Raw genomic sequence first — 7112 nt, forward strand, 5'->3', positions numbered from 1 at the left:
CGGGCATGCAACTCTTCTACGCCCTCGGACCACGACTCGACCTGCTCCACCGTCAACGATTCGTCACACAGTCGGACCAACGAGCCACACCGCCAACAGTCACACCACATGCGGTTGCAGTATTAGGCCCGGGTTCCCTGCCACCGTCGAGGCCCATGGGCTGCATCCGTGGCACCTCGGCTCGGGCCGGCGGCGTCGTCCGCAGCCCGATCAAGGCTGACAGCGATGGACGTGCATGTCAGCCGCGAGGACGGCCGTTGCTACGTCGGCTGGTCCCGCTCGACCGCCCCGCCACCAACAGCGGTGGATGGAACGCCATGGTCCTCGGCATGGCCAAGGTGCGTGGGTACTACCTGTCCTTCGACACCCAGACGCCGGCCGACATCGTCGTCCCCGCCGTAACGTGCTGGCGACTTCCCTGCACTGAGAGCACCGGAGTCGCTCCGGTTGCCGGCGGCACGATAGTCCCACCACTCACCGCTTTCCCTCACCCTGGAGGCTGCCCGTGACGCACACGGAGTTGACCGTCGGCGATCTCATGGACCGTTTGTCTGCCTGCGACCGGGACGTTCCGGTCCGGCTGGCGATGAACCCGTTCTTCCCCATGGCGCACCGTCTCGCGCAGGTCGTGCCGTCCGTGGACGAGACCGGTCGTCCCATCGTCTACCTCGCTGAAGGACGGGACGCGGACACCCAGCTCGGTCATCTGCCACCTGAGGTCGCCGTCGCCCTGACCTGGCAGGGCCCCGTCCAGGCACCCCCGCGCCGCCCTCGCCGCATCGCAAACGGCCAGTAGAACCGCACCTAGCCTTTGGAGGCGCTCCTGCACCCCGAGTATCCGATCGACCCGCCCGCCCCGCGCGGTGCCCAGCCTGCGTACTGGGTGGGTCCCCGGCACCTGGCCGGTGACGACGGTCGTTTCTACGACGCCGTCGCAGATGCCCTCGCCGGCCTGGGCTGGACGAGCCTGACGATCGTCCGCGGACGGCGTGAGCTGGACGAGGCGGAAGGGGACCGGCAGGTCCTGCGCAGCACCGTCCTGCACATCAGTCCGGACACGCTGCGCTGGGCCCAGTGGGTTCTGGCGGATGAGCCGTTCTACCTGGGGGACCTGCCGATCGCCTGGCAGGTCTCCGCTCGCGCGGATACCAGCAGCCCGCTCGCCGCGTGGTCGGCCTACTTCACCCCCGACGTCCCCGGGGAGGTCCTCGTCGACTTCCTCGTCGCGCTCGACGCCCGCGAGCAGCCCGCCGTGCCGCTGGCCGGCCCCGAGATGGTCCTCGACGCAGTGACCGGACACGGCTGGCTCCGCGACATCGACCAGCCCCACACGGGAGCCATGGACCCGTCGTTCACCTCATACCTCAGCCTCGGCGAGGTTCCGCCCCTCATTCAGGACGCCGACCCGCGCGCCCTGACGGTCGCGGCCGACGAGGTGGGCCGGCCCGGGTGGCAGGCGTGGGCCGAGCCCGCGCTGGGCGCACCGTGCCTGTGGGCGGCATCATTCGGCGCCAGCGTGCCCCACGATCTCGTCGCGTCCTTCGCGGCCTCCCTCAGCTCGACCGCACCGGTCCTGCGCCGGGTGCTGCCCGAGGCCACCCGGGAGCGACTGCTCCGGGCCCCGGCCTAGCGTCCGAGGACGCATCCGATCTGACGTGTGGAGCCCGGTCTTCCCGAAGGGGAAGGCCGGGCTCCTTTGCTCCTATGGCGCTCGGATGGGCCGTGCAGTCAGGGGCTCGCTCATTCCGTCATCGTGACAACGTGCTGCTGCCCCCGGCCGATGGTCGGGGGCAGCAGCACGTTGTTGGTTGGTCAGCTGGCTGCCGTCGCCTTGTTGAGGCCCTTGTTGCGGGCCTTGTCGAGATGGCGGTCGACGAGGGCCGGGGAGCCGGAGACGATCAGTAGGAGGCTGCCGTCACGAATCGCGGTCTGCTTCATGACGGTGTCCCGCCCACCGGCGGAGAACGTCAGGAGCTGGCTCCACTGCTCGTCGCCGAGCCCGCCCGGTACGGCCAGCTTCTGCGAGGCCATATGGATCGTCGTGCCGCCCACGATCATCTGATAGGTGGGGCAGCCGGTCATGGCGTTGAAAATGCGGCCGGTGCCGTCGGACAGCTTGGTCGGGCTGTCGCTGTACAGCTCCTCGGAAACTTCCGAGTCGCTGCCGCCGGCGTAGGTGAAGGTGACTTCCGCCTTGCGGGGGAAGTCGAGCGAGCCGCCCGTCGCCGCGTCGCCGCCCAGCGCGCTCAGGGCGGGGCAGCCGATGACGGCCACGTCGTCGTGACGGTCCGGCTGGTCGGGCTTGCGCTGATAGCCGCTGCCGAGGTCACTCGCGTCGAGGAGTCGAGATTCCAGTGCGGCCGACGACAGCGGGGCGGCGGCTGGGGCGGCACCGCCCGGCTTTTCGGCCTGGGCGGACGAGCGGGGGCTGGCCTTGGCCCCGGTGGTGTCGGTGGTGCTGTTGGTGGTGCAGGCGGGCACGGTGAGGAGCGTGACGGCGGTGATGCCAACGGCGGATATTGCGATGCGAACGCGCATGGTCGAACGACCCCTTGGTGTTAGGTGGCGGTTGGTCAGTGCGGGCTCGGTAGCCCGGCGGGGTCGTAGGAGTGGGGGTCAGTGGCCGAGGTGGCGCAGGCAGTCCTCGAACGTGGCGTGCGTCGCGTCCGCGGGGCCGGTGTGCCGGTTGTACCAGGCGGTGTTGAGACGCGGCTCATGCTGCTGATGGCCGGCCCGGCAGCGCAACCAGATCTGGCCGCGGGCGGAGAGGATGAGCCAGTCCCGGTACGTCCCGCACGTGGCGCAGGCGACCATCTCTCCGTCTAGGACGAGCGGCTGCGTCCAGGATGTGATCCGGCCAGCGACCTGATCGTGGCTCGGCACGCGCAGCTCGGGCGGGAGGAAGTCGTCCACCGCAGCGGTTGGCACGGCGTGCTCCAGGTCGGCCCGCACGCGATCGACCTCCGGCGGTACCTGCCCCTGCAGCTGCATCTGCTCCGACAGCTCGAAGAACCGGCGCTGTGCCTCGGGCTCCTTCGCACGGCGGCGTATCCGGTGAAACACCCTGGCGTCCTCCCTCGTCTCGTCCTGCACGCGTCATGATCGTCCCCCAGGTCCCGGACAGCTTCAACTCACAAAGTCCACAGTCCCGCCGCACCAAGTGCCCGAAGGGGGCATCGGCCTCCCGGCGTGATTGGCCCTTCTGCCGTCGTGGCGGACGGTCATGGCGTGGATCGCCGGCCGGATGGTGGTGGTCTCCCTGCTGTCGGCCGTGTGCAGGATCTGCGGACGAGCACAGCGGGCACGGTTCAGCGCGTGTTGCCCGCGGCCTCTTCGCCGCGCCGCCGGCCGGATGACGCGTGGCGGGACGCCGCAGGAAGTACGGTGGACGGCCCCTTCGCTGGCCTGTGATCGGGGACTCCGGAGGCGTCGGCGGCCAGATCTGCCAGACGCCGCAGCCGCCATACCAGCACCTCGCTCACAGAGTCGGCCGTCTCGAGTTCGCGGCGCTCTACGGCGTCGGACAGGAGGGTGGCGGGGTCGTGGCCGGCGGCTTCGGCGTCCGCGATGGTGGTGGCCAGTGCATACCAGCCGGGCTCGGCGAGGATCGGTTCGGCCAGCTCCGGCAGCGCCGCGCGCAGCAGCGCGGTCTGCTTTTGGAGCAGGGGCCGGTTCAGGCGCCGCCCGCGCTGGTAGAGGACTGCGAGGGGTTGGGCAGCGGCGGCTTGGTAGGCGGACCGCAGGTGCTCGGCGGCTTGCCGTGCGGCGGCGGCCTGTTGGGCGTGCCCCTTCTTCGCGTGCCAGTGCGCGGTGGCGGTGATGAGGAAGAACAGCATGTCGATGGCCATCGCGGTCGTTGCACCGTCTTCGCCTCGGCCGAGGGCTGGTCCGCCGTGGACGAGGTCGCGGGCTGCCTGGCGCAGGGCACGGTCGTGCCCGCGCTCGGCCCGCACGTGGGAGCGCGAGGCCCGCTCGAACGCGAAGGCGGCGTCCCGTAGTTCACGACGGGTGTGGGCGGCGGAGGTCTTCGCGAGGGCGTCCAGGACCTCGCCGGCTGCCGCGATGTGGGCGGCGGCGAGCGCGTCGTCGCCGTGCTCGACGACCGTGATCGCCGTCCAGGCAGCCGACGCGGTCCGCCGGCGCGCGGGGGAGGGGCTGTTGGGTGTTGCGCGGCCGGCAGTACCTGTCGAGGAGATCTCGTCGCCATCGGCGGACCAGCGCTCGCGGATGCGGGGAAGGGACAGGTCGGGGGCGAGGCGCGCGCCGGGGTAGAACACGGGCTCGCTGTCCTTGTTGCGGTCGTCTGGCAGGGCCACTTTGTAGCCGAGCAGGTCGCCGGAGGGAGCTGCGCGCTTGCGGATCAGGAGGCCGGCTGCGGCGAGCCGGTTGAAGAACTCGCTCTCGCTGGTCGCGCCCGCCACGGCGCGTCGTACGGTCTCGCGCAGTTCTTCGCGGGCGGTGCGCTCGCGGCCCTGGCGTTTGGCCTTGTGGAGTTCGGCGCTGGTGGGGCGCTGTGCGGCGGTGCCGTCGCCGGGCGCGACGCGGTGGAGTCCGAGGTCCTTTTCGATGAGGCGTGCTTCGGCTTGGGCCCGTTTGCCGGAGCGGTGGTGGTCGGGTCGGCGGCCGTCTTCGCGGACGAGGGTGGCGACGATGTGGATGTGGTCGTCAGCGTGACGAACCGCAGCCCAGCGGCAGCCCGCGCCGTCGTGGGGGTCGATGCCGGTGGCGGCGACGATGCGGCGGGCGATGTCCGCCCATTGCTCGTCGGTCAGGATCGGGTCGTCGGGTGCGGCCCGCACGGAGCAGTGCCACACGTGCTTGTCGGGTCGTTGGTCCGCGGGCAGGAGGTGGAGGGGCTGGTCGAGCAGTTCCTGCAGGTCCTTCTTCGTGACGCTGGCATCCCGGCCAGGGTCGGGGGACATGCCGTCGAAGGAGGCGACGAGGTGCGGGTCGACGTGTTCCTCGTGGGTGCCCTCGCCGTAGAGGTAGTGCAGCAGCCCCAGCGTGTTGGAACCCTGTTTGTGAATCTGGGGGATCAAAGCGCCTCGTCTGCCGGCCGGTTGGCCACCCTGCTGGCTGCGGCTCTCACAGCGTTGGCCGCCCGGTGGATGTCGGCGATCACGTCTGTCAGGTGGGGCACGTCGCTGCCGGAGTTGAGTGCTTTGGCGGCCTGGTTGAGGTTGCTGCCGGCCCAGCCGAGCTGCCGCCGCATCGCGAACAGCTCGGTCAGCACGTCGCGTTCGGTAGCGATGGCAACGGCAGTACGAGACTGGTCACGGGCCATGGCCATCCCGGAGTAGGCGAGGAAGCTGGCCACGCTCATGCCGACGGTGTCTGCTCCGGCCTGGATGAGGGCGTGCTCGGCAGGGTTGAGCCGGACGCTGTGGGCGCGGCGCTGCTTCTTGTCGCGCGGGCGTGCTCTTCCCTTGGTCCGCCCCTTAGGGGCGGTTCCTGGCTGCGATCCGCCCTCGGTCGCAGCCTTCCCGTCCGGCGCCCCCTGGTGCCGGTCGGGCCCCGCCACCCCCGGGGCGGGGACAGGTTCGGACACGCCCCCCTGGGGGGAGTGTCCGAACCTCCATCTTGCTCCCTCTGGGACCGAGTTGAGGTCCTGTGTAGGTTCGGGGGTGGAGTCGTTCTGGGGCGGGTTCGTCATCGAGATACGGGCCTCGTGGAGTGGATGCGGTGCTGGATGGTCGCGACCAGATCGATGACGGCCGCCGGTCCCGGGAGGACGTGAACGGGTCCGTCGGGGCGGTGTTGGACGAGCCATTGGCCGGTCGGGGCGAGGACGGCTGTGTGCAGGAGCCGTCGGCGGACTAGGACGTCCGCCCCGGCGCTGGCCTCGGCGGACGTGGGTGCGGATGAGCGCACAGGACCCGGGATCACGACGCGCCTCCGGAACGGGGCGCTGGCCCGGCAAAAGGTCGGGCCAGCCGGGTGGACAGGGGCATTGAGCTGCTGCGTTGCCGGTTCATCCGCACTCAAGGCAGCGTCCGACGTGACTGTTGAGTGCCCGGGCCATCCGTGCCTTCGTCGATATGGCTTGTTTCGCGCTGGACTTGCCCGATGGCTTGCCCGCGTGCCGTTCGGCGTGACCGAGCATGAACCCGATCTCCCGCTCGTACTCTGCACGGACGGTCTTGAACCGGCGGCATATCTTCATCGGGCGGTGCTCCTCGTCTTCGTGGCGTCGTCGTTCCGCAGGTGCTGGAGGACGAGGCTCAGTCGGTCGTTTCGGCCGCCCGCCAGGCCCTCGCGGCGGAGGATCTCCCGCAGCTGGACCCGCGTGACCGCTTCGTTGCCGTCGCGGGCGAGCAGGGCCGGGACGTGGGGACGGACCCGCTGGGCGAGCTGGTCTACGGACTGCTCCAGCTCGCGCGGCGGGCGTTGCGGCTGCGAGCTGCGAGACCGACCGTTGCGCTTGCCCCTGGCTTTCGCGGTCGGCTTCCGCGGGAGGGGGACCGTGTGTCCCCGGTCCCCGGTGGGCTCGGTCCCCGGTCCGGTGCTGGTCGGTCCCCGGTCCCCGGTGGGTTCGGTCCCCGGTCCGGTGCTGGTCGGTCCCCGGTGCGATCCCTGGGCCTGAGCAGGTACTTCGACCGAGAGGCAGCCGGTCCCCGCGCTACCTTCGTGCCCCTGGTTGGGCTCTTGCCTGACGGGCTCGGTCCCCGTTTCGGTCCCCGCATCACGTTCCTCGGTCCCCGCGTCGTGGTCCCAGGTTCCGGGGACCGGTCCCCTCTCCTTGCGCGGTCCCCAGACCCCGCTCAGTTCGGTAACAAGCTGGGGACCGTCCTTGGGGACCGACGCATTCTGGGCCTTCAGCGAGGGGACCGTGGGGGTCGTCACGTTGTCGTGGTGCGGGGACCAGGGGGAGGGGAGCGGGACCGTGGCGAGCGCGAGAGCGTGCCGGCGGGCGGCGAGCTGGTCGAGCAGTTGCACGCGCTGCTGTGGGTCGGTGCCGACGGAGGCCCGGCCGACCGCCTTCGACAGCCGCCGGGTGAGCCGACGGCCGCGCCAGCCTTGCCGTTGGGCAGGCGTGCGCTCCGCGAGGCGGGCGGCGAGGGCGACGGCGCGGGCGGTGGCCCGGTCGCGGGTGATCTGCGCGGCGTCGCGGT

Annotated in this window: 7 protein-coding genes and 1 pseudogene; 2 read left to right on the plus strand and 6 right to left on the minus strand. The window is 70.9% G+C overall.

Annotated elements, in window-relative coordinates:
• Positions 1 to 505: 505 nt before the first annotated feature.
• Positions 506 to 796, plus strand: coding sequence for a hypothetical protein (locus O3W51_RS46590; RefSeq protein WP_269290064.1), 291 nt, complete (start codon positions 506 to 508; stop codon positions 794 to 796).
• Positions 797 to 811: 15 nt separating this feature from the next.
• Positions 812 to 1630 (plus strand): DUF317 domain-containing protein, encoded by an 819-nt coding sequence (locus O3W51_RS46595; RefSeq protein ID WP_269290066.1) that lies wholly within the window; start codon positions 812 to 814, stop codon positions 1628 to 1630.
• Between the two features lie 182 nt (positions 1631 to 1812).
• On the opposite strand, the gene O3W51_RS46600 is transcribed toward O3W51_RS46595, so the two are convergent.
• From O3W51_RS46600 to O3W51_RS46625, 6 genes and pseudogenes are all read right to left on the minus strand, one after another.
• Positions 1813 to 2538 (minus strand): hypothetical protein, encoded by a 726-nt coding sequence (locus O3W51_RS46600; RefSeq protein ID WP_269290068.1) that lies wholly within the window; start codon positions 2536 to 2538, stop codon positions 1813 to 1815.
• Positions 2539 to 2616: 78 nt separating this feature from the next.
• Positions 2617 to 3063 (minus strand): hypothetical protein, encoded by a 447-nt coding sequence (locus O3W51_RS46605; RefSeq protein ID WP_269290075.1) that lies wholly within the window; start codon positions 3061 to 3063, stop codon positions 2617 to 2619.
• Between the two features lie 245 nt (positions 3064 to 3308).
• A complete protein-coding gene (locus O3W51_RS46610; protein WP_269290070.1) occupies positions 3309 to 5039 on the minus strand; it encodes a relaxase/mobilization nuclease domain-containing protein in 1731 nt (576 codons plus the stop codon).
• Positions 5036 to 5548, minus strand: coding sequence for a plasmid mobilization protein (locus O3W51_RS46615; protein WP_269290071.1), 513 nt, complete (start codon positions 5546 to 5548; stop codon positions 5036 to 5038). The genes O3W51_RS46610 and O3W51_RS46615 overlap by 4 nt, the downstream gene beginning before the upstream one ends.
• A gap of 423 nt (positions 5549 to 5971) precedes the next feature.
• Positions 5972 to 6163: a hypothetical protein gene (locus O3W51_RS46620; RefSeq protein WP_269290073.1), complete on the minus strand. Its 192-nt coding sequence runs from the start codon at positions 6161 to 6163 to the stop codon at positions 5972 to 5974.
• Positions 6160 to 7112 (minus strand): annotated as a pseudogene (locus tag O3W51_RS46625) (hypothetical protein); the annotation flags it as partial. The gene O3W51_RS46620 and the pseudogene O3W51_RS46625, both read right to left, overlap by 4 nt.

Source organism: Streptomyces sp. H39-C1, from assembly GCF_027158125.1.
Taxonomy (GTDB): domain Bacteria; phylum Actinomycetota; class Actinomycetes; order Streptomycetales; family Streptomycetaceae; genus Actinacidiphila; species Actinacidiphila fildesensis.

Excerpts from the sequence above, each read along its gene's own strand:
- O3W51_RS46600 (WP_269290068.1), bottom strand. The coding sequence starts at position 2,538 with ATGCGCGTTCGCATCGCAATATCCGCCGTTGGCATCACCGCCGTCACG.
- O3W51_RS46620 (WP_269290073.1), bottom strand. The coding sequence starts at position 6,163 with ATGAAGATATGCCGCCGGTTCAAGACCGTCCGTGCAGAGTACGAGCGG.